Source organism: Arcicella aquatica (genome assembly GCF_034928825.1).
Classification (GTDB): Bacteria; Bacteroidota; Bacteroidia; order Cytophagales; family Spirosomataceae; genus Arcicella; species Arcicella aquatica.
Map to the genome: position 1 here is coordinate 262,806 of NZ_JAYFUL010000001.1, position 25,698 is coordinate 288,503.

Genomic DNA, 25,698 nt, shown 5'->3' on the forward strand with positions numbered 1-25,698 from the left:
AGTAATAATAAGTACGGTATGTGTTCGCTGCATTATTCATGACTTCAAAGGTAATGTGATTTTTTTATTTTGACAAGTGTTTATGATGATTTTCATTTCAATAATAATTTCAACTAAACCTCATCTAACGATAGCTATTTTTCTACTAAATTTCATTTCTCCAACATCAATCAAAAGTACATATACTCCAACTGGAAATTCTTTAACAGAAAGTACATCTTGATTTTCTACTTGTTTAAGCAAAATTCCATTATTATTTAATAAATAAGCTTTAAATGACTTTTGGGGTAATTGTATTTTAATTTGGTCTTGAGTAGGATTAGGAAATACCTTAATGATATTTTCCAATAACTGCTCATTACCTAAAATTGTTATTACCTCAAGCAAAGCGGCATTAGAATATGCTGTTTCACAAGCCGTTGATATGCCACATCTATAAAGGTATCCATTATCAGTTTTAAAAGCAGAAGTTTTACTAAGTGTTGAACTTTGTTGTCCTTGGTATAGCGTATCTTGAACTCCTATATTACTCCAAGTAATGCCTTTATCTATGCTTATTTGCCATTGGTAAGTTTTTACATTTTCACCTTTTATTTCAAAGATGACTTTAGTATTCTCTAATACACTTTGGGCAGAAGGTTGTTGATTAACTGTTGGCTTTAATCCTTGACAATCAGTCAGTACGGCTATTCCATGTTTTGTTCCTACCCATATGTTATCGTCTTGGGCTATTTGAATTGTAGCAATATTATTATTTAACAATCCTGTATTTCTTACATTATAATAATTTACAGTTTTGCCATCATATTTATAAAGTCCATCAACTGTCCCACTCCACAAGTTCCCATTTTTATCAACTATAAAGCGATTACTAGTTTCAGACCTATCAATAATAAATCCCGTTGGAATAATCCATTTAACCCAAACGTTGCCATCATATTTCAACAAATAATCTGCTGATTTTTCAGGGAAAACCCAAAGAACTCCCAAAGGATCTACATATAGTTTATTAATAGTATCAGGAATTGTTATTGACTTGTCTGTAGAAGAGAGTTTTACTATGTTTTTCCCATCATAAGTTAATAGCCCATCTGTAGTAGCCAAAAACATTCCATTTTCATTATTATGTATAATATCATTAATATGAAAATTCAACGAGAACCTTTCCCAAGTATCATTCTTTAATCTATATAAATCCGTTCTTTTAGTAAACCAATAATCCTTATATGCTAATAGCCATAAATTATCTTCTTTATCTGTTGCTATTTTCTTCGAAACAGAGACAGGGGAAGCTACTGTAGTCCAGTTTTTCCCATCATATTTAGAAATAGTCTCAAACCCTCCTATCCAAACTTCTTGATTTTTACCAAAGCAGATTACACTTCCAGTATTAGGAGCAACAATGATATCATTTGTAACTGGATTAAATCTAATTGGTTTCGTGGCAAAAATATTAGACGAAATCCAAATATTATTTTGTTCGTCAATACTGATTTGGCTAACAATATTTGAAGGTAGCGCTAACGACGAGCCCGAATTAAATAATTTCAAAGTCTGTCCGTCATAAATAACTATTTTGTTATAAGACCCAAGTAATAAATTCCCTTTCGTATCTTCAATCATTGAAGTAATACGAGTTTGCGAATCTAATAGACTGTTGGTAGTCAATGACAAACTAAGAGTACTATCGGATAAATCATAAATCCTATTGCTGGTACTAATTTTTATTTTACCATCATGTGTTTTAAAAAAACAACCTAGAATATTTGAATTTAGTGGGTAAGGTATTGATACCAAGGTTTTAGATACCATATTGACCTTATATATATCATCCCATCCAGAAACTAGAATATTTCCTTCCTTGTCAGAGGTAATCATCGAAAAAAAATCTTTGGGTAAAATACTATTTTTCGAATCATAGTAATTCCATTTTTTTCCATCAAACTTATAAAGCGTACTATTAATAGCAACCCAAATATTACCTGCATTATCCAATGTGATATTCGTTTTCATAAACTTTGAAATACCACCTTCTTTCCAATCATATTTTGTATGTACCGAGTCAATCCCTAATTGAACGAATTTTGTCCCTTTTTCGTAACAAATCCAATTTCTTCCAAACTTATCAAAAAAGAATAAAGCCTCCTCAGGCTGAAAGTCATTAGATATTTGATTCTCTTGAAGTATTTTTTCACGATCAAAAGCATACACTCCTCCGTATGGATAGAATCCTATACTTGCCCATATAATTCCTGTTTTATTATCTTTTACAAGTGTCTCAACACTTGTTGTATCCATAAACCATTTTGTATCTTCAATTGATATTTTCTGTAAAATATTGTACTCTTTGTCATAGTGAATAATACCCCCTGTCGAACCCACCCAAACGCTCTCATCTTTATCAATAAGGAAACTAGCTCCTGTCACATTATCAGATAAAAAAGTTTCCACTTTTTGAGCAAAAAGGTCATTTTTTGTTATAAATAGAAGCACAAAAAGGCATAAATAGGTTTTGAAAAAGGTTGTCATTTATTGTATATTTAACAGAGTGAATTAAAACTACTTATTGAGATTCTCTGGAAACTGTAGCATTATTATTACGATGTATCATCCGACTTTTCCTATCAAATCAAACACCAAATCAGATTCAAAACCCTTACTTAATGCATAGCTTACTAGCTTCTGTTTGCGTTTTAGGGGATTGCTTTCTTTGATTTCTTTAGATTTCTTTTCAAGGATTTCAGCGAGTGTTTGGATATAATCTTCATCATCTATTTCGCTCATGCCTGCTTTCAAGCAATATTCAGAAACACCACGCATTTTTAGCTCTTGACGAATCTTTAATCTTCCCCAACGTTTCTGTCGGAATTTGCTTCCTGCAAATATTCTGGCGAAGCGTTCTTCATTAAGATAATTATTCTCAATCAACCAGACAATCATCTCTTCGGCTTCGTCGCCTATTACTTCCAATTCTGATAACCTTTTACGTACTTCCTGTTGGGTGCGTTCTTGATAGGCACAAAAATTGGCGACTTTCACGAGGGCTTCTTTATTCATGTTTAATAAGGGTACTCTATTTTCGTAATTTATCTTTTTTGATAGAATCCATTGCAACAAAAATCACTCTGCCGATTAGTCCAAAACCTGCAATACAACCAAAAATTATGATAAAGAGTGTTTTCTCGCTCAATCCTATTTCATAGATACTAATAATTGCCCAAATCAAAAAGGCGACTAGCATTAGCCCTCCAACAATTAATAATCCATACGCTATCGTTTTCATGTGTTTTATAAGGGTTAATTTTCAGTTTATGTACAATATTAATAACTACTTACTAAGCTTTAAAGTTTACACAAGCAATTTACTAATTTTTTCCCCTCCGTGGCTGGTCTCCCTACCAGTCCACATTAGCTTATGAAGCTAAAATAGCTTTTACCTTTACCTCGGAATCTAAAACAATATTAATGATTGCGTACTTGATGTGAATAAGTATCAATAAAACAATGTGGACTGGTCGGGAGACCAGCCACGGGAGCAAGAGCAAAGATGAAAGTTTCACAGATAAAAGTCTCATTTATCTGTGAAAAACTTATCTTTGAGCATTGGCGTTTCCACTTTGAGGGTAAGTTGATTGAAAGTAAAAAATTAAAATAATGAATCCAGATGTAATGCAAGCTCCTGTGGCAGCGATAAAGCCACATCCCATGACGCTACACGGCGACACTCGTCAAGATAATTATTATTGGTTGAATGAACCTGAAAATCCAGAAGTTATTGAATACCTTAATGCAGAAAATGCCTATACAGATGCCGTAATGGCACCTACTAAGCCCTTACAAGAAGCCCTTTTCAATGAAATGAAGGGCAGAGTGAAGGAAAACGACGAGTCTGTACCAGTAAAAGATGGTAATTATTATTACTATTCTAGGTATATTGAAGGCGGAGAATATCCTTTGTATTGTAGAAAAAAGGGTTCTTTAGATGCAGTAGAACAGATTATGTTAGATGGAAACGTAATGGCAGAAGGCTTGTCTTACTTCAGTATTGGCGGTTATGAAATATCAGATGATGAACAAATATTAGCGTATGGAATAGATACCGTCAGTAGAAGAAATTATACCTTGAAGTTTAAAGATTTAACAACGGGTGAAATATTAGCTGACGAAATTCCTAATACAGAAGGCGGTGCTTATGCTTGGGCGACTGACAATAAAACCATTTTCTATATGGTGCGTGATCAGCAGACTTTGCTGGCTTCAAAAGTATATCGCCATGAAATAGGCACGCCAATCGCATCAGATGTTTTGGTTTATACCGAAGAAGACCCACAGTTTTATATGGGCTTGGGTAGAATGAAATCTAAGAAATACATCATTTCGGTTTCAGAACAAAATGGCGTTTCTACAGAATATCGTTTGTTAGAGTCCTCCAATCCAACAGGACAATTTGTTCCTTTCTATCCACGCGAAGAGGGTTTAGAATATTCTATCGAGCATTTTGAGGATAAGTTTTATATCAGAACAAACGTTGATGATGCTACTAACTTCAAATTAATGGAAGTATCGGAAGGACAAAGTGCAGATATAACCAAATGGAAAGAGGTAATTCCGCATCGTGAAGATACTTATCTGGATGGCATGGAGGTTTTTAAAAACCATCTGGTTTTGCAGGAACGAAGCAACGCTTTGATACATATTCGTATTATCAACCAAGCTACGCAGGCAGAACATTATATTCAATTTAATGAAACGGCTTATGATGCTGGAGTTTCATCTAATCCAGATTTTGAAACGAATATTCTTCGGTACTCATATACTTCGCTGTCTACGCCTTCTTCTGTGTATGATTATGATATGGATAGTCAAGCTCAAACCCTGATGAAGGAGCAAACGGTTTTGGGCGAGTTTGATAAAGATGATTATGCCAGCGAACGCCTGTATGCTACTGCTAGAGATGGTATTAAAATACCAATTTCTATTGTGTATAAAAAAGGATTTAAAAGGGATGGCTCTCAACCGCTACTCCAATACGCTTATGGTTCATATGGCTATTCGATAGACCCTTATTTTTCTGCGGCCCGACTTAGCTTGCTAAATCGTGGCTTTGCTTTTGCTATTGCACATATCCGTGGAGGACAGGAAATGGGGAGGCAATGGTATGAAGATGGTAAATTGTTAAAGAAACTTAATACTTTCAATGATTTTATCGATGTTTCGGAATATTTGATAGCAGAGCAATGGACATCCAAAGATAAGCTTTTTGCCAATGGTGGCTCTGCGGGTGGTTTATTGATGGGAGCTGTAACCAATATGCGTCCAGATTTATACAAAGGTATTTTGGCGGCAGTGCCATTTGTAGATGTAGTAACAACCATGCTCGACGAAAGTATTCCTTTGACTACAGGTGAATGGGAAGAATGGGGAAATCCTAAACAAAAAGAGTATTACGTTTATATGAAATCGTATTCACCTGTTGATAATGTAGAAGCGAAGGATTATCCGAATATGTTGGTAACAACAGGCTTGCACGATTCTCAAGTACAGTATTTTGAACCTGCCAAATGGGTAGCGAAATTACGTGCTTTAAAAACCAACAATAATCTATTGTTGATGCACACAGATATGGAAGCAGGTCATGGTGGAGCTTCGGGTAGATTTAAGCGTTTTCATGATATAGCCTTGGAATATGCTTTTATGTTGAATTTGATGGAAATCCATTCTTGAGTGATGAGTTTGGAGTTCGGAATGAGGAGTTGTTTGAATTGGGAATTTTGAGTTTTGAATACTAAGTCATTATCATGAATAAATTCCATAACAAAATAGTCTGGATTACAGGGGCTTCGTCAGGAATTGGCGAAGCTCTCGCTTATCAGTTTGCTAAGGAAGGAGCTAAATTAGTGCTTTCAGCCAGACGAGAACAGGAATTACAAAGAGTAGCTAACACCACGGGCTTAAACCTCGAAAACATTTTGGTTTTACCAATGGATATGCTACAATTTGAGTTATTTCCTAAAAAAGTAAATACTGTGTTGGCTTATTTCGGACAAATAGATGTGGTTGTTCAAAATGCGGGCATTACCCAACGTTCATTTGTAAAAGACACTGATTTCAACGTTTACCGAGATATTATGGAATTGGATTTTTTCAGTACTGTTGCATTGACAAAAGCCATTCTTCCACATTTTAGTAAAAGAAAAACGGGTCATTTTGTAGCGATTAGTAGCGTAGCAGGAAAAATTGGCACGCCTCTTAGAAGTGGTTATTGCGCAGCTAAACATGCTTTAATTGCCTTTTTTGATTCATTAAGAGCGGAGACTTGGCAAGAGAACATAAAGGTAACAGTAGTTTGTCCGGGATATATCAATACGCCTATTTCACTGCATGCCTTAGATGGAAAAGGAAATGTTCATGGCAAAATGGATAGTAACCAAAGTCGCGGGATGAGTGCAGCAACTTGTGCTCAAAGAATTGTTAAAGCTGTTAAACATAACAAAAAAGAAGTATACATTGGCGGAATGTTTGAAGTAATGGCTGTATACTTAAAACGATATTTCCCTGCCATCGTCTATAAAATGGTTCAGAAAGTAAATACTGCAAAATAATTTGAAGATTTGAGAATTTGAAGATTTGAAAATGAGTTAATATTATTGAATACACTCAAATTCAAACAATTGAAGATTTGAAATTGGGAAATATTATTTGATAAGTTCAAGTAATATAATTTCCCCATTTTCAAATCTTCAAATTCGCAAATCTTCAAATTAACTCCTATTTCCCCACACTAATCTTCCCCACAGGATTCATTTCCATATAATCAACTACCAAACTAGCCATTGATTTCATCCCTAATACAAAGCCACCCTCGTCAATATAAAAATCAGGCGTATGATGCGCAGGTGTCTGTGCTGGCGATTTACCTTTGGGTGCTCCTCCTAAAAAGAAGAAAAAGCCCGGCACTTTTTGTTGATAGAAAGCAAAATCTTCAGCACCTGTAACGGCAGCAGTGATTGAAACGTTTTCTTTCCCTGCTACTCCATCCAAAGTAGGAATCATTTTCTCAGTCAAAGGAATATCATTATACGTAACAGGGCACATTCTAGTAATGCTTACTTCGGCAGTTGCGCCTGCACTTTCTGCAATGTTGGTGGCAATCTGTGAAATACGAGCATGAATCATATCTTGTACGCCAGTATCTAAGGCACGAATAGTACCGTTCATATTTACCTCCTCAGGAATAATATTACTTCTGACACCACCATTAATTTGCCCTACTGTAACTACCGCAGCCGATTCTGTCACAGGTGCATTTCTACTTACGATGGTCTGTAAACCCATAATCACTTGCGAAGCCGTCACAATTGGGTCAATACTTGACCAAGGATAGGCACCATGCGATTGCTTGCCTTTGATTTTGATTTTAAACCAGTCAGAACTAGCCATTGTACCGCCGGGACGATATTTTATTTTCCCGATTTCTGTTTGCGAATTAATATGCAAACCAAAAATGGCATCTACTTTAGGATTTTCTAACACACCTTCTTTAATCATTAAAGCGGCTCCTCCTTCTTCGCCTTCAGGTGCTCCTTCTTCGGCAGGTTGGAAGATGAATTTTACCGTACCTTTTAATTCACTTTTCATCGAGGCTAGAATCTCTGCTGTCCCCATCAGAATAGCCACGTGCGTATCGTGCCCGCAAGCATGCATGATACTTACTGGTTGTCCGTTATATTCGCCTGTAGCTTTTGAAGCAAAAGGAATATCTACTCTTTCCTTTACAGGTAAGCCATCCATATCCGCACGTAAGGCTACTACTGGTCCAGGTTTACCGCCCTTTAATACCCCTACAACTCCCGTTTTACCTACGCCTGTTTTTACTTCTATTCCTAATGCACGTAAATGCGTTGCTATTTTTTCAGCCGTTTTAAATTCTCGGTTTCCTAATTCTGGATTTTGGTGAAAATCTCTTCTCCAAGTAACCACTTTAGCTTCTAGCGATTCTGCCTTTTGCGCAATTTTAGATTTTAAAGCAACTGCACCTTGCCCAAATGATGTTGATAAAGAAAATATCAACAACGCCATAGGCATAATTATCTTTTTCATATGATACTAGTTTGGTTTTAAGATGAAATGAATTTTAACTAAATCTACTATTTTAAAAACCATCTGCCAAATGTTTAATACCTATTTAACTATTTTTACTCCGTAAAATATGGCATATTTAAGTTTAATGATAGGTTTTACTCATTGAAGTCATCCTGACTTTTTTATTTTCTTAATTGTCATGATAATAAAAACGATAAAGTTAAATCCCATCCAACTCGAAAGCATCGTATCAATTTAACAAAGACCTATAACTATCTATTCATGCGTTAGTTCATTCAATAGAATACCTCTCTTTGTAGCGTTCCTTTTGTTAAGAGCAATATTGGCGATAATTTGTTTTTGATAACATGGTTGATGTAAACTTTGCCCATCAAATCACATAGGCGAACGGTCCTCTTCTACATTCATAAATAGTCCAGTAGCATCCTCTAACATCGTTGTGAGTTCTTCAAAAGTCTGCTCAATATTAAATAAATCATTGTGATTACCTGAAAATGGTGTTCACATGGATAACACAAATCACTGTTTATCAGTTAAGTAAAGAGCATTAGTTATTTTTCGCTTCTTGACAAGCAACTTCCTCTCTACCAAGAATACAAGAAGAATGACTTCTATTAATTATTCTAATCTTTTATAGACTTACGATAAGTTTTATAAATCCAATATGTCCCAAAACCAATCAGGATAAACAACCAAAGTTTGCTCAAAAACACTACTATTTCTTCAAAAACATACCATCCAATTTTTAAACTACTCCAAATTCTAAGAAAAAGATTGGGTTTAAAAGCAAAGCTATTATCCATATTAAGGGAAACTTCAATGGTATTAGTCATAGGCTGATACACCTCGACAGTAATATTACTATAATTAATTTGGTCTTTCAAACTCAGCGTTTGTACTTTATTCATATCTGCTTGTGTCTGAACATCCAACAGATTTTCTTCTGCTCTTGCAGTTTCACTTAATCTTTTACCTTTTTCAGCAATCCCTTTTTGATAACGTTTTTCAAAATCTGAAAACCGCTTTTTAGTTAATTCTTTTGCCATCAAAGAAAAGCTTACATCGTCTGCTGTAATGTTTTTATAATCCACAAATGTCATAATTGGTTGTATTTCCCTTAGTGCTTTCTCAAAATATTGATTAGGTACTCTCATTGAAATTCGGTTAACCACTACATAAGCTTTATTATGTAAAACCGAATCCTCGCTGATTTCAACGTCATTGATTTGAATTACGTTGTTTTCTAATTCAGCATGTGTCACAAAACCATCATACTTTTCTACAATATCTTCAATCTGATTTGTAGCTTCTTGTACATTCTTAACTTTCCCTTTTAATTCGCCTGTTTTAATAAATTTTCTGTCTTTAGTGGACTCTGACTGTAAGCCTGCAAAACCATCGTTAGTGATAGTATCAGCACTGTCAGGCAAAATCATAGTCGTCTCAGCTTTTTTTTCTGAACAACCCATAAACATCATCACTGCACTGATGGCAATGGCTAAAAGAGGTAATTGGTAAGTTTTCATTGTAATGGGATTTAGTTTTAAATGAAACGTCAATAATTACTCAAGCATTTCAAATACTTAAAAACTTATTAAAAAATACTTAAAAAATCATTAAAACAAATTCATATTTATAAAAATAGAGGCTATCATTTTCGGATAGCCTCTACTTAATTATTAACTATTCTACTCTTTTACTGATTTAGCATAAGTTTTATAAATCCAATATCCTCCTAATGCAATCAATATAAAAAACCAGTATGTCGCAAAGAAAATCAATATGTCCTCAATAAAGAACCATCCAGTTTGTAAACTATTCGAGAATCGAGCAAAGAAAGTAGGCTGAACAGCTAACCTATTATCCGTATTAGCAAGAACTTCTACAGTATTTGCCATAGGCTGATATAATTCAATCGTTAGGGTACTATAATTTATTTGATCTTTTAAACTTAAAGCCTGTACTTTGTTCATATCTGCTTTAGTCTGTAATTCTAATAGCTTTTCTTCTGATGTAGTCGTTTCTTTTAATTTTTTACCGTTTTTATCAATTTCTTTGGCATAACGGTCTTCAAATTTTGAAAAACGCTTTTTGCTTAATTCAGTAGCTAATAATGAGGCACTTACATCATCTACAGCTATATTTTTATGATCAATATATACCATCACGGGCTGAATTTCTCGTAGTACTTTCTCAAAATATCGACTTGGCACTCTTATCGTAATGCTATTAGTGATTTCGTATGTTCTATTGTGTAAAACTGAATCTTCACTAATTTCAACTTCATCATTTTGAAATGTTCTGGTCTCCAATTCAGCATGCGTTACATAGCCATCATACTTTTCTACAACATCCTCAATATGATTTGTAGCTTCTTGTACATCCGTTACTTTACACCTCAAATCTGCCGTTTTAATAATTTTCTTTTTGTCAAGACCTATTGTTGGTTCTTGATTTGACGCAACTTCATTTGTTGCCTTTTGATTTGAAGCAACCCCTTCTTTTAATTTTTTATCAGACGTAATATCCTCTTCCTTAGGTTTTTGACCTAAAGCAACATCTTCTTCCGACTTTTGCTCCAAAATAATCTCTCCTTCTGGCTCTTGACCTAAAGCAAAGTCTTCTTCTGACTTTGGCTCAGAAATAGTATCTTCTGCTGGTTTTTGGTCTGAAGCCACATCTTCTTCCGACTTCTGGTTGTAAGTGTCATTTTCCGATGCATACAAAGCTGTAGTGTCAGCATTTTCGGATGAACTGATAGTCGTTTCAGCCTTTTTTTCTGAACAACTTGTAAACATCATTGCACTCATCGCAATGACAAAAAGAGATAATTGGTAAGTTTTCATTGGCAATAAAGGATTTAGTTTCCAATGTAACGTCCTCAATTACTCAAGTATTGTGAATACTTAAAAACTTATTAAAAAAAAATTAAAAACTTATTAAAAATATTAAAATTCATTAAAAAAAACCTCAAGCTTAGCTAGCTAAACTTGAGGTTTAAAAAAAAATTCTTTGAAATTCTTAAATTGTAATTAACATCGCTCCATAAGAATATCCTCCACCGAATACAGTTACGATAATATTTTCTCCTTTTTTAAATTCTGTTTTGTGTTCATCCAAAACAATAGCACAGCCTGCACAACCTGTATTGCCTAAATACTGAATATTAGAAAGCATAATGTCTTCTGAAACACCCAAAGTACCCGCTACATTTTTAGAAATTCTAAGATTTGCCTGATGTGGAGCAATATAGGCTACGTCCTCAATTGTAAGGTTATTTCTTTCTAAGATTTGTAAGCTCGCCTTAGGCATATAAGTACATGCGTTGATAAATACATCTCTACCAAAAGGCATAACAAGTCCCTTTTGATTTAATTTCAAGGTAACACTTTCAGATGCTTTACCCACATTGGCAGCTCCGCCAGTTAATAAATCCTTAATTTCCCAGTTGCTGTCAGCTGTACGTTCCTTGGAAATAGAAACAACAACGGCTCCATCACCCCAAAGATGTCCTGCTTTGGTATCGTCTTCGTTGTTATAAGCAGTATTGTGTTCAGAAGCCACTACCAAGGCTTTGGTAGCTTTGCCAAGAGCAAAATATCCTTGAACAATCTCAATGGCATTTAACAAAGATGAACAAGCAGAAGAAATAGTAACTACTGGTATTTCGCTAACATTAATATGATGTTGGATTGCATGAGCTAATGTAAAAATACTATCATACGGAGTATAAGTTGCACCAACTATTAAATCAACTTCAGCAATATCATAAGGTAAACTCTCTTTAATTTTATCCACAGCCTGAATGGCCATTGTATGCGTATTCTCGTCGGCTGAGGCCTTACGACGTTGGCGAATGCCAGTACGTTCGGTAATCCAGTCGTCAGTTAATCCATTTAATTCTTCAAAATAAGCGTTGGTAATAATTTGTTCGGGCAAATAACTTGCGATAGCGTTTATAAACATTTGGGTTATTTTGGTCTATTCTTGTAAATATCAACGTAATCACTTGACAATGAACTTGGTATAACTTTATGAGCATTCCGATTTCATTGATGACCACAAAAAAATAAATTTTGGGTCTAAATCTAATACAAAGGAACTCAATGTTTTTTCATAGTACAACAATTTATTAGAAATAAACAATTATTACTTAATAAAATCCTGTATTTTTTTGTACTATTTCCATGTTTTTTGGATAAATCTCATAAAACTAAAGTTAAATGCTATATTCAACAAGTTTTATCCATTAGAAGCCTCAAAATGATGATTCTTTCAAAAAATGATATATATCATTGTGCTGTCAATACTTTTCATCCTATTTCTACCTCGATTCAGCCTTTTTCTTGAACCAAACTTTTTTGCTTTTGTTGCTTACCTCACTTGATTTTGCAGGTGCTTTTTGGGCAGCTTGAGGGCGTACTTGAGTCGGAGTCGGGGCTGATATTCTCGGACTACTATTTTTAAAAGCATGGTCTTCAATTACTGGAATGTTTTTAGCAATTAGCTTTTGAATATCTCTTAAAAAGGTTTTCTCTTCACTATCACAGAAAGAATAGGCTGTACCGTTTGCTCCTGCCCTGCCCGTACGTCCAATTCTATGTACATAAGTTTCAGGAATATTCGGAATATCAAAATTGATGACATACGCTAAATTATCCACATCAATCCCTCTGGCTGCAATATCAGTAGCGACAAGCACTCTGGTTGTCTTGTTTTTAAAGTTTTCCAAAGCTCTTTGGCGTGCATTTTGGGCTTTATTGCCATGAATGGCTTCCGCTTTAATCTCATGTTTTGCCAATACCTTTACTACTTTATCAGCACCATGTTTTGTGCGTGTAAAAACTAATACCGTTTCAATAGATTTATCTTTCAAAATATCCATCAACAAAGCATTTTTTTGGTCTTTTTCTACAAAATACACAGCTTGTTTGATGGTATCTGCCGTTGATGATACGGGTGTTACCTCTACTTTAACAGGCTTATAAAGAATATTATCCGCTAATTTTTGAATTTCTGGAGGCATTGTAGCTGAGAAAAATAGCGATTGGCGTTTGGCTGGCAGAAAAGTTAAGATTTTCTTGATGTCATGTACAAAACCCATATCTAGCATACGGTCGGCTTCGTCAAGGATAAAAACTTGAATATCTTTCAGGGTAATAAATCGCTGATTGATTAAATCTAACAATCTACCCGGTGTAGCTACTAAAATATCCACGCCATCTTGTAAAACATCTGTCTGACGCCCTTGTTTTACACCACCAAAAATTACGGTGTGCTTAAGCCCTGTAAATCGTCCATAGGCTTTGAAACTATCATCTATTTGTATGGCTAATTCACGTGTGGGCGTAACAATCAATGCTTTGATAGTTCGCTTCGCACGATGTTGAACAGGATGTTGCGTTAAAAGTTGTATCGTAGGAATGGCAAAAGCCGCAGTTTTGCCAGTACCTGTTTGGGCTACTCCTAACAAATCTTTTCCTTGAAGTATTGCTGGAATCGCTTGAGCTTGAATAGGTGTCGGAGTACTATAACCTTCCTCAGCTAGTGCTTTTTGGATAGGTTCAATTAAATTTAATGCTTGAAATGACATGAGAATGTTGTTAAAAACGAAAAGGTTTTGATATGCAAAACGAGCATATAAAACACTAAAAATCAAATGGTTGTTTATTTATGATAAACGTTAAATACTACAGTTTAGTTACAAACAATAGTATTTGTTACAATTTTCTAAAGGATATATTCAACAATTTAGAAAACTCTGAAATTCTTTTTACCTCTGATTGGCTAACAAAGCAAATCGAAATACCTCTTTTTCCTGCTCTGGCAGTTCTACCACTTCGGTGAGTGTAATATTCTGGCTGGTCAGGTAATTGATAGTGAATAACATACGCTAAATCATCAACGTCAATCCCTCGGGCAGAAATATCTGTAGCTACTAATATCTTTAATTTATGGTTTTTGAACGCACGCATTACTTTATCTCGCTCGCTTTGTTGCAAATCTCCATGAATAGCATCTACCGCTATATTTTTGCTGACAAGTTGCTTCGTCAATGTTTGTACCGCTACTTTGGTTCTACAAAAAATAATGCCAGTAGAAGCACCCATCGTATTCAAAAACTGTAGCACATAATTAAATTTCTCGCGTTCATCGCACACAAAAAATTGGTGTTCTATCAGGTTATTCACCACTTCGCTTTTGCTAACTTGAACGGTATGCGTATTTTTAGACATATAAGTGTCTATCAATTTTTGCAAAACGGATGGCAAAGTAGCCGAAAATAGCCATTTTGTACCATCATGAGGTATTTGTCTTAAAATGCTATCTAGTTCATCTTTGAAACCCATGCTTAGCATTTCGTCGGCTTCATCCAAAATTAAGGTTCTCACAGCCGTTAAACTCACCGCTTTTCTGGCTAGTAAATCAATTAACCTCCCTGGGGTAGCTACAATAATTTGCGTTGGTTTTGATAATGCCCTTAGCTGAATATCTATTTTTTCTCCTCCATACACTGCTTCAACAAATATTTTGTCAGGGGCATATTTTGTCAGTTTAAACAAATGCTTGGCTATTTGTTGACATAGTTCGCGCGTGGGCGCTAATATCAATGCTTGTACTTCTTTTGATTTAGGATTGACCTTCATCAGTAGCGGCAAACCAAAAGCAGCAGTTTTACCTGTTCCTGTTTGGGCTTGTCCGATAAAATCGTTTTGATTCTTTAATAAATATGGAATTGCTTTTTCCTGTATTTCAGTAGGCTTATTGATGTTCATTTCAGTCATTGCTTGGATGAAATGTTCAGATACGCCTAATTCTTTGAATGTTGCCAAAATTGTGTTTTTTAAGTGACAAAGGTAAGGAAATATTAATGAAGAAGCCCTTTGCCAGAACATGATATAAAAAAGGGCTACAAGTTTGGTTACTTGTAGCCCCAAAAAGATAAAGCACAATTACCAAGCCATTCTTGGCAAAGGGCTTACATCTTGTGAACAAAATACGCCTTTTTCTGCTTTAAAATGCGCCGCCATCGCTATCATTCCTGCATTATCTGTGCAGTATTGAAAAGCGGGTATATATACATTCCAGTTTTCTTGTTCGCCCATTTTTTGCAATGCTGTTCTTAATCCAGAATTAGCCGAAACGCCACCCGCAATGGCAATTTCTTTGATTTTGTATTGCTTAGCAGCTTTCTTGAGTTTTTGTAATAATATTTTTATCAAGGTAGCCTGCATAGAAGCACAAATATCTGCTATATTTTCCTCTACAAAATTGGCATTTTGTTTAATTTCTTTTTGTAAAAAATACAGGAAAGACGTTTTGATGCCTGAAAAAGAATAGTTCAAGCCTTGCATTTCTACCATTGGAAACGGAAATCTTTCTGGGTTTCCTTCTTTGGCATATTTATCAATCAATGGCCCTCCTGGGTAAGGTAAATTCAACAGTTTTGCTGTTTTATCAAAGGCCTCTCCTACCGCATCGTCTTGTGTTTCGCCGATTACTTCCATTTCTAACGGTGAACGTACAAAAACAATTTGCGTATGTCCGCCACTTACTGTTAAACATAAAAAGGGGAAATTTGGCTTGGGTTCGTCAATAAAATGTGCCAAAACGTGCGCTTGCATGTGGTGAACATCAATCAAAGGAATATTCAAACCCATTGCTAAAGCTTTTGCAAAGGAAGCCCCTACTAATAATGAACCTAAAAGACCCGGTCCACGTGTAAAAGCAATGGCATTTAGGTCATTTTTTGTTATCTTCGCTCTTTCAAGTGCCTCTGCCACAACAGGTACAATGTGTTGTTGATGTGCACGACTTGCTAATTCAGGTACAACCCCACCCCATTTTGTATGAATGGCTTGGCTTGCTACAATGTTGGAACAAAGTTTGCCGTTAATAATTACAGCCGCTGAGCTGTCATCACATGATGATTCGATTGCTAAGATTGTCATAATAATGCAAAGATAATGAATGCTAGTTGATAGAACATATATAAACCCAATACCTTAGTAATTCTATAGTACCTTCTAAATCTTGTTCTTAGCATTCAACCAGTTTTAATATAGTAAAAAATAAATGTTCATAAAGGTTTCTAAAATACTGACAAAAATAATTCTCTACACGGTAGTAGGCTTATTGTTGTTGGCTGTTTTAGGGTCTTTGGCTTTGAGGAGTTCATATTTACAAACCAGAATTGCTCAATATTACGCACCTAAAATCTCTCAAGCCCTTGGCTATCCTATCGAAATCGACAAAGTAACTATTCGTTTTTTTGATGAAGCTACGCTGGAAGGCGTAAGAGTAAAAGATTATCAGAACCACCAAATGATTGATATTGAAAAGCTCGACCTTGATTTTCAATTAAAAAGTCTTTTACAGGATTCCCTCAAAACAAGGTTAGATTATGTAAGGCTATATCACCCGAAGGTGGGTTTGGTAACGGATAAAAACGGAGATTTGAATATTGATGAATTTATTCGTCGGATTAATAAATTGACGGCTTCGCCTACACCAAACCCTAAACATAAACCAACTCCTTTTATCATTGGTGAGGCTGATATTGTAGAAGGTATTTTTAGCATGAATGATGAGTCGGAACCCTATATGAACGACCGAAAATCATTCGACCATTATCATTTCAAGTTGCATGAACTGAATGCACATCTTAAGAATTTTACTTTAATACGTGATACTGTTACTTTTCAGACAACGCTAAAAGCCTACGACCGTTCGTCTGACCTCAGGATTAAAACACTGAAAACACATTTCTTGATTTCGGATACACAGATGCGTTTTGATGATTTATTACTGAAAGTGAATAATTCGGTAATAAGGAATAACATCGTGATGTCGTTCAAAAGTCAGAAAGACTTTAAGCATTGGAATGCTAAAGTAAAAATGCATGCTAATTTCGACTCTTCAGTAGTAGTAGCCAACGACATTGCTCGATTTGTGAATGATATGTATCAATACAAAGATGTGTATTACCTCAATGGCAAATTTGATGGTACGGTAAATGAGTTTAAACTTCATAATTTTGATTTATACTTCGGGCAAAAATCTAAGCTGCGGGGTGATTTTTCGTTTAAAGGACTTCCTGATATTCCTACAACAGATATGGATTTCAACATGCGAAAATCGTATGTTTTTGTCAATGACTTAGAAAAATACATTGGAAAAGACCCTGTAAAAGCCATTGAAAAGTTTAATAATATTACTTTTGATGGAGTGTTCAAAGGGACGACTTCTAATTTTAAAACGACGGGCTTGATTACCTCTGATTTAGGGAAATCGGATGTGGATGTAGCGATGGTTTTAAAAGCTAACGAAGCTAATTCTACTTATAAAGGCTCATTGAAATTAGAAGATTTTAAATTAGGCAAACTAATTGAAAATGCAGGCTCATTGGGTGACATCTCTCTTTCTGGCAAGATAGAGGGCATAGGCTTTTCACTAAAAAATGCTAGTTTAAATTTTGATGGAACCGTTAAGCAAATCACTTACAACGATTATAATTACAAGAATATTGATATTAATGGTAAACTAGCCAAAGAGCTTTTTGATGGTAGAATTGCTGTTAAAGATACTAACTTGGTGCTTAACGTATTTAGTAAAGTAGATTTACGCAATGGCAAAAGCGATGTAGATATGCTGGGTAAATTATCTAAAGCTAACCTAAAACACCTTCATTTCACCAAAGATGACTGGCGGATTTCTACCATCCTTGATGTTCAATCAAAAGGGAAAAATATTGATGAATTAGTAGGCAAGGCAAAGTTTATCAATACGTATGTTACGCTAGACAAAAGAAACTTAATCCTCGATTCTCTTTATATTACCTCAACAATTGAAGAGATAGGAAGAAAATTGAATATCGAATCAGATTTAGTAAACTTAGACTTCAAAGGCAATTTCAAACCTAGTCAGGCTTTCGATGATTTAAAGGTTCTTGTTGAGGAATATAAAATTTATTTTGTGGGTGACGAAGCTACTAGAAATGCATACTATGCCAAAAAACCATTAACACCGCCACAGAATTATCAAATAGACTATCAATTCTACCTCAAAAACTTTGACCCAATATTGGGCTTTTATTACCCCGATGGTCATATTTCAAAAAAGACTTTGATAGAAGGTACTTTCGGAATTAGTAATACGTCTACCTTTTCGCTTAGTTCCAAAATAGATACATTGGTATTGGGACAAAAATATCGTTTCTATCAGTCGGATATAGATTTGAATAGTTCGAAATTTTATAACACGCCAGAAATACTAGCGTCTTTGATTCTGAATTCCAAAAAACAAAAACTTGGCGTATTAGCCCCTACCGTTAACCTCGAAGCTGAAGCGTCGTGGGCAGTAGATAGAATTGGATTTACGAGCGGTCTTAAACAAGAAGGAACAACCAACCAAGTAAACTTGAACGGTACGTTACAGTTTATTCAAGACGGCTTGGCCTTGCAATTCAAGCGTTCTAAGTTCCATTTATTAGATCAAGATTGGAAGATTAGTCCAGACAACTCGTTGACAATTATTGGTAACGAAATCACGGCGAAAGATTTATACTTGAGCAATTTAGACCAACTGATAGCCTTAAACGGCACGCTTTCGGAAGATTCGCTCAAAAATCTAACGTTCAAAGCCAAAAATTTTCAATTAGAAACCCTAGCACCTATCATTTCATTAAACATGAAAGGGTTAGTGAATGCCGAGGTTGATTTAAAAAATATTTATAAAAACATAAACGTTGATAGTAGACTGAGCATTAAAGATTTATATGTTGATAATTTCTTGATTGGAAATGTAACGGGTGATGGCATTTTTGATAACGAACGCCAATTGGTTGACATCAACTATTCATTGGAACGTTTGCAGAACCAAGTATTGACTATCAGAGGTATTTATGACCCTAAACAAGCAGAAAATTCGCTAGACTTATTAGCGACCTTAAACCAAACAAACCTGCAAATTTTAGAGCCTTTTACGAAAGGACTTTTCTCTAAAATTGGTGGCGTAGCCATTGGTACAATCAATGTTTCTGGAAAACCTTCGCACCCAATTTTGGAAGGAGCAATTGATATTAAGAGAGGAACGCTTTTCTTTGACTACCTTAAATCAACATTGAACTTTGAAGATAAAATCACGTTTGAGCCTGATGAAGTAAGGGCAAAAAGTCTTCGCCTTACGGACGACGAAGGCAATAAAGGGACGTTGAAAGGCAGTGTTTTCTTTGATGGTGACAAGACATTTAACGTTCAGTTAGGGACTACGATGAATCGTTTCAAAATTTTGAATACCACCAGAAGAGATAATGATACCTATTATGGCACCGCCTACGCAACGGGGAAACTAAACTTAGGAGGCACGTTTGATAACTTGACTATCTCAGCTGACTTAAGAAGTGACCGAGGAACAAAATTATATATTCCGCTTGATAAAGCCCAAGATGCTGGGAACCAAGAAGAGATTGAATTCATGAGTGCTAGAGTTGCCAAAGATTCTCTTAATAAAAACTTAGCCCTTAATAATACCTCAACCAGTGGTATTAAAATGGATTTCAACTTTGAAATTACACCTGATGCTTATGGCGAAGTACAATTTGACAAACAAACTGGTGATATTATGCGTGCGAATGGGTCGGGTATTATTAACCTGAAAGTGGATACCAGAGGAGGCTTTGATATGACGGGTGATTATAACATAGAGCGTGGAGATTATACCTTTACGTTTCAGAACATTATCAATAAAAAGTTTAATATTCAACGGGGAAGTAAAATCTCATGGTCGGGTAATCCATACGAAGCCATTGTTGATATTCGTGCCGCTTATACTCAAAATTTAAGCTATTTGGGTTCAGTAATAGATTCAACGGGTAGAGGGAAAGAATTGCGTAGCAAAGCAGATTATACTCGACGCTATCCTGTAGATATTACGATTAACTTAAAAGATAGGTTGTTACAACCAACCATTTCGTTTAATTTGAGAATGCACGATTATCCTCAAAACCCTGATTTCAATTCGGCTGTTACCGCTTTTGAAAACAGGATGAAAACGGATGAGCAAGAACTAAACAGACAGGTAAGTAATGTGTTGTTGTTAGGACAAATGGTTTCGCAGACGAATGCTAGTGCCTTTGCAGCGGCTAACTTAGTCAGTAACTTAACGGAACTTTTATCTAATCAGTTGAGTAATGTATTCTCTAAGATTGACCAAAACCTAAATGTTGACTTATCCCTCAATGGTAATGGATTGAACCAAGATTTAATCAATAATTTACAACTTAGGCTTTCTTATAATTTCAACGACCGTTTTAGGATTACACGAAGCGGAGGATTTACTACGGCTACCAATCAAACAAATGCCCAATCACTTATTGGCGACTGGGCATTGGAATGGTTTATTACAAAAGACGGAAGCCTGAGATTTAAAACATATAACAGAAATATTCAAACATCCATTTTAGGGGCATTGAATACCTATCAGACTTTTACGTCGGGTGGAGCTAGTTTGCTATACACCAAAAGTTTCAACTACTTATTTATTAATAGGAAAAAAGCTAGAAATCCACTAGCCCAAACAGACGAGCCCGTTATTATCAATCCGTAGCCTAAACGGTCAAATCAACTTCACCTTCAAAAGCTCTAATGGCTGGGCCAATTAAGAATATGTTTTGATAGCCGTTTTCAGTACGTTCGAACTCAATTCTTAGCTGTCCACCTATTACTTTTATATCTACAAAATTTTCAAAGCCCAAACGAATATTGGCAGATAAAGCACAAGCCGTCACTCCTGTTCCACAAGCATAAGTTTCATCTTCAACACCACGTTCATACGTACGTACAGATAAAGCGTTTTCGCCAGTCACCTCCACAAAATTCACATTCGTTCCCCCCTTGCTTACAAAAGGTTCACCATAACGTATAGTCTTGCCAGTATTAAATACATCATAGTTAGTCAAATCACTCACATACGTTACATAGTGTGGCGAGCCAGTATTCATAAAATCATATTCAGGTGTTTTATCTATTTGGTTGACATCAATCATTTTTAATGAAATCACCTCCTTTGTCACCTTCGCCTCATGTTCGCCATCAACGGCAATGAATGTGGTAGAATTACCAATAATACCTAAATCATGGGCAAAACGTACTAAGCATCTACCACCATTCCCACACATTGAACCCTCTGTACCATCGGCATTGAAGTAAACCATTCTAAAATCATAGCCTTCTGCTTCTTGCAAGAGCATTAAACCATCTGCACCAATCCCAAAACGACGATGACATAAATGGGCAATCAATTCTTGTGAAATAGGAAACGTTTGTGAACGGTCATCTACCACCACAAAATCATTACCAGTACCTTGATATTTATAAAACTTCATCTTAAATCTATTCTACTGTTGTATATTCCTTAAAAATCTACGCAATATTATAACGCTCTTTTAATATATTCAAATGGTGGCGTTCATGACCAGCAATCATCCAAACCAAAGCCCTTGCCGAAACTGCATTTCCATTCGCTATTCCAATCCTCGACGCTACTTCTTCAGAGAAAGACGAAAACAGGGCGATAGAGCTTTCTCTTACTAAACGATACTGTTCTAACAAAGATTCAAAAGGCTGTTCATTAAAATCAGAGGCATCCATGTATTCATTTTCATCAAAACTGGGTAAAGATTGTTTTTCACCCCTAGCAATTGCTAAAGCTCGGTAGCCAAAAATGCGTTCTGTATCGGTGAGGTGACCTAAAATTTGTTGTGGAGTCCACTTTCCAACAGCATATCGATACATTTTTTGCTCTTCTGACAAATTTTTATATAATTTTTTTACGACATCTTTCTGCACTGTAAGTGCCTCAATAACATTTTGACTTTCAACCTTTTCTATATAAAAAGAAAAATACTTACCATCAGGAAACTCGTTTTCAAAAGGTTTTCTCATTATTTTTTTTGATTTTTTTTTTACAAAGGTATTGTATTCTAAAATAAAACGACTAATTTTGCATCACAATAAAACAACGGGATAACAAAAAGTTAACAAGTTGTTAAAATTGTAAAAAGGTTTGGTAGTTCAGTTGGTTAGAATACATGCCTGTCACGCATGGGGTCGCGGGTTCGAGTCCCGTCCAGACCGCAAAAGCACTCAGAAATGGGTGCTTTTTTGGTTTAAAAAGCTTCAAATCTTCTACAAATTCTGGAATTAATTCTAATTTTCCCAAGTGTTTTAACTAAATTTGGCTAAACTAAATTTTAAATATATCCAGATGCCCACCAAGTTTTTCACCAATAGTTACGAACGAAATCTATTCGATAAATTCAAAGGAATTTTTGAACAAATGAAAGACTTGTATGCTTTTCATGCTGTCGTTGGTTACTTTCGTTCTTCTGGTTACTTCGCTCTTCAACCATACCTAAAAAACCTTCCTAGTGTAAAAATTTTAGTGGGAATAAATGTAGATTCTATTTTTGCAGAGGCACAAAGAAAGGGAATGCTATTCTTTGGAGATGACAATCGTACAAAAAATGAATTTCTAAAATGGTTTATTCAAGACATTAAAGAGGCTAAATATTCTGAGGAAGTTGAAAACGGAGTTTTACAATTTATCAATGACTTGATTGATGGGAAAATAGAAGTAAGAGCCTCAAATCATCAAACTATTCATGCAAAATTCTATTTGTTATTACCTGAAAACCACTCTGAACACTCAGATGGATGGGTAATTATGGGTTCTTCCAACCTAACAGATGCAGGATTAGGTACTAAGCAAAGTCCAAACTACGAATTAAATATTGCACTGAAAGATTATGATGATGTAAAGTTTACTAAAGATGAATTTGAAATACTTTGGAAGAAATCCACTCCTATTCTTCCTGCTGATATTGAGGTATTTAAACAAAAAACTCATATAGGACAAACGTTTACTCCTTTTGAACTCTATATAAAATTTTTAATTGAATATTTTGGTAAAAACATTGACTATGACCCCGACACAGTTGGAGATTTACCTCAAAACTTCAAAAAACTAAGTTACCAAGTTGAAGCCGTAAATCAGGCATTTCAAATGTTGATGGTGCATAATGGCTTCTTTTTGGCTGATGTTGTTGGTTTGGGTAAAACAATCATTGCCACTATGATTGCCAAGCGTTTTTTGATTGCCAATGGCTCTGTCAATACCAAAATTCTCGTTATTTATCCTCCAGCACTTGAAAAAAACTGGGTTGAAACATTCAAACAATTCAAAATTGATAAACATACTAAGTTCATTACAAATGGTCGTTTAGATAAAATTTTGGAGGAAAAAGACCCTAAATATTGGGCAAAAGAAGAGTATGATTTGATTTTGGTTGATGAGGCTCACAGATACCGAAATCATACTTCTCAGATGTTCAGTCAATTACAAAGAATTTGTAAAGCTCCAAGAACTGGAGATGGCTTAATTGATGATAATCGTAAAAAGGTTGTCTTGATTTCAGCAACTCCACTAAACAACCGTCCTCAAGATTTATATTATTTGCTACAATTGTTCCAAGATGCACGTCGTAGTACATTGCCAGAAACTAATTTGCAAAGTTTCTTTGGCCCTATAATCAGAGAATACAGGGAAATTATCGCTAGTGATAGTCCTAATATGGATAGAATTAGAGAATTGTACACACAAATTCGTACTCGTGTAGTTGAACCTGTGACGGTACGACGTACAAGAAAAAACTTACTTAACTTTCCCAGTTATCAAAAAGATTTAAAAGAACAGGGTATCATATTTCCTGAAATTGCAGCTCCCAAAGCTAAAATTTATCAGCTCGATGGCAAACTAAATAAGCTTTTCATTAGAACAGTGATGTATCTAACTGAAGATATACATTACTATCGGTATCAAGCGATACGTTTCTTGACGAGAGAGAAACAAGAGGAATGTGGCTATACTCAAGCAGAATTGGTATCAAGGTCATTAGCAAGTATCATGAAAACGTTGATGGTCAAACGTTTGGAAAGTAGTTTTCATGCTTTTAAGATTTCATTAAATAATCTCAAAACTGCTACTGCTCGCATGATTGAGATGTTTGAAAATGAAAGAATCCTTATTGCTCCAGACCTACGAATCAATGATTTACAAGAAAAAGGCACAAGTGTAGAAGAGATAGAACTATTGATTGATGCACTGTCACAAAAAAACCCAAGGAATAATATATTTAGTCCTGAAGAATTTATAGAACAACCTATCAGTAATACTGACCCAATCTTGATTAGTCTTATTAATGGTCTAAAAAGTGACTATAGATTACTTTCTGAATTGGTCAATTATTGGGATGATGTGAATAAAGACCCTAAATTAAATGCCTTCATCGACAATCTGAACAATGAGTTTTTAAGAAAAGACATTAATCCTACTGGTAAGTTGGTAGTATTTACAGAAAGTACCGACACGGCTAATTATTTGACCGAAAAACTCAAGGAGAATATCAACCTGAATATTCTTTGTGTTTCGTCTGATAACAGAAGTAAAATCTTTGAAACCATTCTTGAAAACTTTGATGCAAACCGTGATTTAGCCAAACAGAAAGATGACTATCAAATAATCATCACCACTGATGTATTGGCAGAAGGAGTAAACTTGCATCGTGCAAATGTAATCGTCAATTATGATACTCCGTGGAATGCAACTCGTTTGATGCAACGAATAGGACGTGTGAACCGTATTGGTAGTCTGGCTGGTACTATTTTTAACTATAACTATTACCCATCTCAGCAGGGCGATGAAGAAATAAAATTATACAACAAAGCCTTGGTTAAGTTGCAAGGCTTTCACTCTACTTTTGGTGAAGATGCTCAGATTTTCACCCATGAAGAACTAGTAGAACAGTTTAAACTATTTGAAGAAGGATTGCCAGATGATGAAGACCTTAGACTAAAATACCTTAAATTTATTCGTGAGTATAAAGACTTGAATCCTAGAGAGTTTAAGCGTATTGAAAACTTACCACTTAAAGCCAGAACTGGACGACGTGGTAATAAAGAAACACAAAACTCTTCTGTTGTATTCTTGAAATCTGCTTACAAATTAGAGTTCTATAAAATAGATTATCAAAACAAAGTATCTGCTCTTACTTTTCTGGAAGTTGCTAAATACTTTGAAGCTGATGCTACAGAACCAGCATTACCATTGCCCGATACGCACTACACACAAGTAAGAGCTTCGCTTGAGGCTTTTGAACGTGATTTTTTGGGTGCTAATACAGAGAAAGTTAGTAGTAATGACAAAGCGGATGCTGTAACTGCACAGGCTCGTAAGTTTTTAAGAGATTATAAGGCAACCTTTACCAAAAATAAAGATGTCAAGAACGATTGTGACAAACTCATTGAATTAATTGAAAAAGGCACATATACACCACTCCCAAACGAGGTTCGCCAATTAGCCAGAAAAATAAATAAAAAAGAAATTACATTTGCTCAAGGAGATAATTTGATTCTGCTGTTAGCAAAAAAGTACAAAGTATCGGAACAAAACGAAGAGGAAGAATTTGGTGTAATAACAAACTCTTTACCCATCATCATTGAACCCGACATTGTAATTTCTGAAACTTTTATCGCTTAA

At 35.2% G+C, this 25,698-nt stretch carries 16 protein-coding genes and 1 tRNA gene; 5 read left to right on the forward strand and 12 right to left on the reverse strand.

Annotated features, from left to right (window positions below; all coding sequences use genetic code 11):
* Positions 1-120: 120 nt before the first annotated feature.
* The 3 genes from VB264_RS01070 to VB264_RS01080 form a co-directional block, all read right to left on the reverse strand.
* The gene (locus tag VB264_RS01070; protein WP_323246156.1) at positions 121-2,529 is read right to left on the reverse strand and encodes a ligand-binding sensor domain-containing protein; all 2,409 of its coding nucleotides are present in this window, start codon (positions 2,527-2,529) and stop codon (positions 121-123) included.
* Positions 2,530-2,607: 78 nt separating this feature from the next.
* On the reverse strand, positions 2,608-3,057 hold the full coding sequence (locus tag VB264_RS01075) for a regulatory protein RecX (RefSeq protein ID WP_323246157.1): 450 nt from the start codon (positions 3,055-3,057) through the stop codon (positions 2,608-2,610).
* A 16-nt stretch (positions 3,058-3,073) separates the two neighbouring features.
* On the reverse strand, positions 3,074-3,283 hold the full coding sequence (locus VB264_RS01080; RefSeq protein WP_323246158.1) for a hypothetical protein: 210 nt from the start codon (positions 3,281-3,283) through the stop codon (positions 3,074-3,076).
* Between the two features lie 371 nt (positions 3,284-3,654).
* Between VB264_RS01080 and VB264_RS01085 the strand changes: the two genes are divergently transcribed.
* Both VB264_RS01085 and VB264_RS01090 read left to right on the forward strand, forming a co-directional pair.
* Positions 3,655-5,724 carry a S9 family peptidase gene (locus VB264_RS01085; RefSeq protein WP_323246159.1) on the forward strand — a complete coding sequence of 690 codons (2,070 nt, stop codon included), beginning with the start codon at positions 3,655-3,657 and terminating at the stop codon, positions 5,722-5,724.
* Between the two features lie 74 nt (positions 5,725-5,798).
* The gene (locus tag VB264_RS01090; RefSeq protein WP_323246160.1) at positions 5,799-6,602 is read left to right on the forward strand and encodes an SDR family oxidoreductase; all 804 of its coding nucleotides are present in this window, start codon (positions 5,799-5,801) and stop codon (positions 6,600-6,602) included.
* Positions 6,603-6,768: 166 nt separating this feature from the next.
* On the opposite strand, the gene VB264_RS01095 is transcribed toward VB264_RS01090, so the two are convergent.
* The 7 genes from VB264_RS01095 to tsaD all read right to left on the reverse strand — a co-directional run bounded on the left by VB264_RS01095 (position 6,769) and on the right by tsaD (position 16,055).
* A complete protein-coding gene (locus VB264_RS01095; RefSeq protein WP_323246161.1) occupies positions 6,769-8,100 on the reverse strand; it encodes an amidohydrolase in 1,332 nt (443 codons plus the stop codon).
* A gap of 626 nt (positions 8,101-8,726) precedes the next feature.
* Complete coding sequence (locus tag VB264_RS01100; protein WP_323246162.1) at positions 8,727-9,629, reverse strand: DUF4349 domain-containing protein; 903 nt, start codon at positions 9,627-9,629, stop codon at positions 8,727-8,729.
* Positions 9,630-9,791: 162 nt separating this feature from the next.
* A complete protein-coding gene (locus tag VB264_RS01105; RefSeq protein ID WP_323246163.1) occupies positions 9,792-10,949 on the reverse strand; it encodes a DUF4349 domain-containing protein in 1,158 nt (385 codons plus the stop codon).
* Positions 10,950-11,124: 175 nt separating this feature from the next.
* Complete coding sequence (locus tag VB264_RS01110) at positions 11,125-12,069, reverse strand: 3-oxoacyl-ACP synthase III family protein (protein ID WP_323246164.1); 945 nt, start codon at positions 12,067-12,069, stop codon at positions 11,125-11,127.
* A gap of 358 nt (positions 12,070-12,427) precedes the next feature.
* Entirely contained in the window at positions 12,428-13,696 is a 1,269-nt protein-coding gene (locus VB264_RS01115) for a DEAD/DEAH box helicase (RefSeq protein WP_323246165.1), read from the reverse strand.
* A gap of 127 nt (positions 13,697-13,823) precedes the next feature.
* The gene (locus tag VB264_RS01120; RefSeq protein WP_323246166.1) at positions 13,824-14,936 is read right to left on the reverse strand and encodes a DEAD/DEAH box helicase; all 1,113 of its coding nucleotides are present in this window, start codon (positions 14,934-14,936) and stop codon (positions 13,824-13,826) included.
* Between the two features lie 120 nt (positions 14,937-15,056).
* The gene (gene tsaD, locus VB264_RS01125) at positions 15,057-16,055 is read right to left on the reverse strand and encodes a tRNA (adenosine(37)-N6)-threonylcarbamoyltransferase complex transferase subunit TsaD (RefSeq protein WP_323246167.1); all 999 of its coding nucleotides are present in this window, start codon (positions 16,053-16,055) and stop codon (positions 15,057-15,059) included.
* A 124-nt stretch (positions 16,056-16,179) separates the two neighbouring features.
* Here tsaD and VB264_RS01130 point away from each other — a divergent pair, with 124 nt between their 5' ends.
* Positions 16,180-20,709, forward strand: a complete 4,530-nt coding sequence (locus VB264_RS01130) for a translocation/assembly module TamB domain-containing protein (protein ID WP_323246168.1) — start codon at positions 16,180-16,182, stop codon at positions 20,707-20,709.
* Position 20,710: 1 nt separating this feature from the next.
* Here the strand turns inward: VB264_RS01130 and dapF are convergent, their stop codons facing one another.
* Together dapF and VB264_RS01140 are read right to left on the reverse strand one after the other, a co-directional pair.
* Entirely contained in the window at positions 20,711-21,487 is a 777-nt protein-coding gene (gene dapF, locus VB264_RS01135; protein WP_323246169.1) for a diaminopimelate epimerase, read from the reverse strand.
* Between the two features lie 37 nt (positions 21,488-21,524).
* Positions 21,525-22,046, reverse strand: a complete 522-nt coding sequence (locus VB264_RS01140; RefSeq protein WP_323246170.1) for a DinB family protein — start codon at positions 22,044-22,046, stop codon at positions 21,525-21,527.
* A 118-nt stretch (positions 22,047-22,164) separates the two neighbouring features.
* Here VB264_RS01140 and VB264_RS01145 point away from each other — a divergent pair.
* Positions 22,165-22,238 (forward strand) — tRNA-Asp (locus VB264_RS01145).
* Between the two features lie 130 nt (positions 22,239-22,368).
* Complete coding sequence (locus VB264_RS01150; RefSeq protein WP_323246171.1) at positions 22,369-25,698, forward strand: helicase-related protein; 3,330 nt, start codon at positions 22,369-22,371, stop codon at positions 25,696-25,698.